The following is a 2,227-nucleotide window of genomic DNA, read 5'->3' as shown; positions in this document are numbered from 1 at the left end:
CCGCCCCGCTGCCCGGCCTCCTCCAGCGCCGCCAGCCCGGCCCGCAGCGAGGTGCCCATGCCCGCGGGCCACCCCGGGTTGTCGACCAGGACGGCGCCGGGGAGCCGGGCCCGCTCCCATACCTCCTCCGCCGCCGCGCCCAGCACCACATACACCGGGGCGCAGCCCCCCTCGCGCAGTACCCGTACCGCGTGCTCCACCAGCGGCCTGCCCCGGTACGGAAGCAGCGCCTTGGGGCGCCCGCCGAGCCGCCGGCCGCCCCCGGCGGCCAGTAGAAGTCCGGCGATGCCGCTTTCGGTCTGGACCTTCTCCGTCATACCTTCTGGATAGCAGGAAATCCGCCGCGGATTTCGCCCCACGTGTGGCGCGCTGCACGGAGAGTGGCGTTTACTGTCCGAACCCTGAAGAGCCTGACCAACTCACGGGGACGAGTGGGCACTTGTGGGGAGTGCCGGAGAGCGGCCCGTGTGGGGGAGAGCGTGCAGAGCGAGACGGTGGGGAATGGGGCGGCAGCGACGGCGCCCCGCGGCGGCGGGGGCGTTCCGTACGGCCCGCGCGAGCAGGCGCTGCGCCGGGCGGTCGTCCGGCTGCGCCGTGAGCTGGACACACATCCGGCCGAGTTACGCGACCGCCGGGTCGCGGAGCGCGAACTGGAGGCGCTGGGCGAGGCGGTCGACTCCGGCGGCCTGGACGTCGAGACCCTCCGGTGCGCCCTCCTCCGGCTGACCGCCGCGCTCGGCTCGGTCAGCGCGCTGTCCCTGGCCCTGGCCGAGGTCCGCGCCGCCATCGCCCTGTTCGGCGTCACACCACGCTGAGCGGGCGCTTTCTGGACATGCCCCGGCAGGGGCGCGGAACGCCTCAGGCCGGGCCGTTGCTCGCAAGGACCCCCGAGAGCTCGCGCGCGACCTCCCGCAGCACCGGCACGAACTTGTCCGTCGCCGCGTCCGTCACCCGCCCCGCCGGGCCGGAGATGGACAGCGCGGCGGCCGTCGGCGCGTCGGGGACGGCGACGGCGATGCACCGGACGCCGACCTCCTGCTCGTTGTCGTCCGTCGCATACCCCCGCTCGCGGACCGTCGCCAGCGCCTCCAGGAAGCCCTCGGGCGTCGTGATCGTCTTCTCGGTCGCCGCGGGCATCCCCGTACGGGTGAGGAGGGCGCGCACCTCCTCGTCCGGGGTGGCGGCGAGCAGCGCCTTGCCGACGCCGGTGGAGTGCGGCAGCACCCGGCGGCCGACCTCGGTGAACATCCGCATCGAGTGCCGGGAGGGCACCTGCGCGACGTAGACCACCTCGTCGCCGTCGAGCAGGGCCATGTTCGCCGTCTCGCCGGTCTCCTCCACCAGCCGCGCCAGATACGGGCGGGCCCAGCTGCCCAGCAGCCGGGAGGCGCTCTCGCCGAGGCGGATCAGCCGGGGACCCAGCGCGTACCGCCGGTTGGGCTGCTGGCGGACGTAGCCGCAGGAGACCAGGGTGCGCATCAGCCGGTGGATCGTGGGCAGCGGCAGTCCGCTGGTGCCCGACAGCTCGCTCAGTCCGACCTCGCCCCCGGCGTCTGCCATGCGCTCCAGGAGGTCGAAGGCCCTGGCCAGGGACTGGACGCCGGCGGAGCCCTGAGCGGGGCCCGCGGCGGGGGCCGTGGTCTTCTGTTCTGCGGACGGCGGCACGTCGCGTTCCTCTCGTTTACCGGAGTTGGCCCCGGAGACGGTCCCGGAGTCGGAGGCTGCCCGGCGGTTGTCCGCATGCTATCCGCTCCGGGCGTGTGACCGGCGGGGATCTCCCGCAGCGTTCTGGATACCGGAAGCGTAGTTCCATCCTGTGGACTTATCCAGGGTGCCGGGTCTTGACGGCCCCGGTCCGCACGGCGAGGATCTTTTCAACTTTCTGTTGAAGGAGGTCGGTGTGAGCGGATCCCCGTCCGGCGTCGTCCGCGTCCTGCGCTCCCGGCGCGCCGTCACAGCCGACGGCGTACGCCCGGCCGCCGTGACCGTCACCGCCGAGGGCACCGTCGCGGACGTGCTGCCGCACACCGCGCCCGTGCCGCCCGGCGCCGAGCTGGTGGACGTGGGCGACGACGCGCTGCTGCCCGGCCTGGTCGACACCCACGTCCATGTGAACGACCCGGGCCGCACCGAGTGGGAGGGCTTCTGGACCGCCACCCGCGCCGCGGCGGCGGGCGGCATCACCACCCTGCTCGACATGCCGCTCAACTCCCTCCCGCCCACCACC

At 74.0% G+C, this 2,227-nt stretch carries 4 protein-coding genes; 2 read left to right on the top strand and 2 right to left on the bottom strand.

Features of this window, described 5'->3' with window-relative positions; translation table 11 throughout:
- A partial coding sequence (locus G5C65_RS35855) for a nucleotidyltransferase family protein (RefSeq protein ID WP_165303230.1) occupies positions 1–317 on the bottom strand: 317 nt, incomplete at its 3' end.
- A gap of 150 nt (positions 318–467) precedes the next feature.
- On the opposite strand from G5C65_RS35855, the gene G5C65_RS35850 reads away from it, so the two are divergent.
- On the top strand, positions 468–815 hold the full coding sequence (locus G5C65_RS35850) for a DUF5955 family protein (protein ID WP_338146826.1): 348 nt from the start codon (positions 468–470) through the stop codon (positions 813–815).
- 43 nt (positions 816–858) lie between these two features.
- On the opposite strand, the gene G5C65_RS35845 is transcribed toward G5C65_RS35850, so the two are convergent.
- Positions 859–1,665, bottom strand: coding sequence for an IclR family transcriptional regulator (locus G5C65_RS35845; protein ID WP_165303229.1), 807 nt, complete (start codon positions 1,663–1,665; stop codon positions 859–861).
- A gap of 235 nt (positions 1,666–1,900) precedes the next feature.
- Here G5C65_RS35845 and G5C65_RS35840 point away from each other — a divergent pair.
- The coding region (locus G5C65_RS35840) for an amidohydrolase family protein (protein WP_165303228.1) at positions 1,901–2,227 on the top strand (327 nt) is incomplete at its 3' end.

Source organism: Streptomyces boncukensis, assembly GCF_011045075.1.
Classification (GTDB): Bacteria; Actinomycetota; Actinomycetes; order Streptomycetales; family Streptomycetaceae; genus Streptomyces; species Streptomyces boncukensis.
The sequence above is the reverse complement of the archived record's forward strand: the minus strand, read 5'-3'. Positions and strand labels throughout refer to the sequence as shown.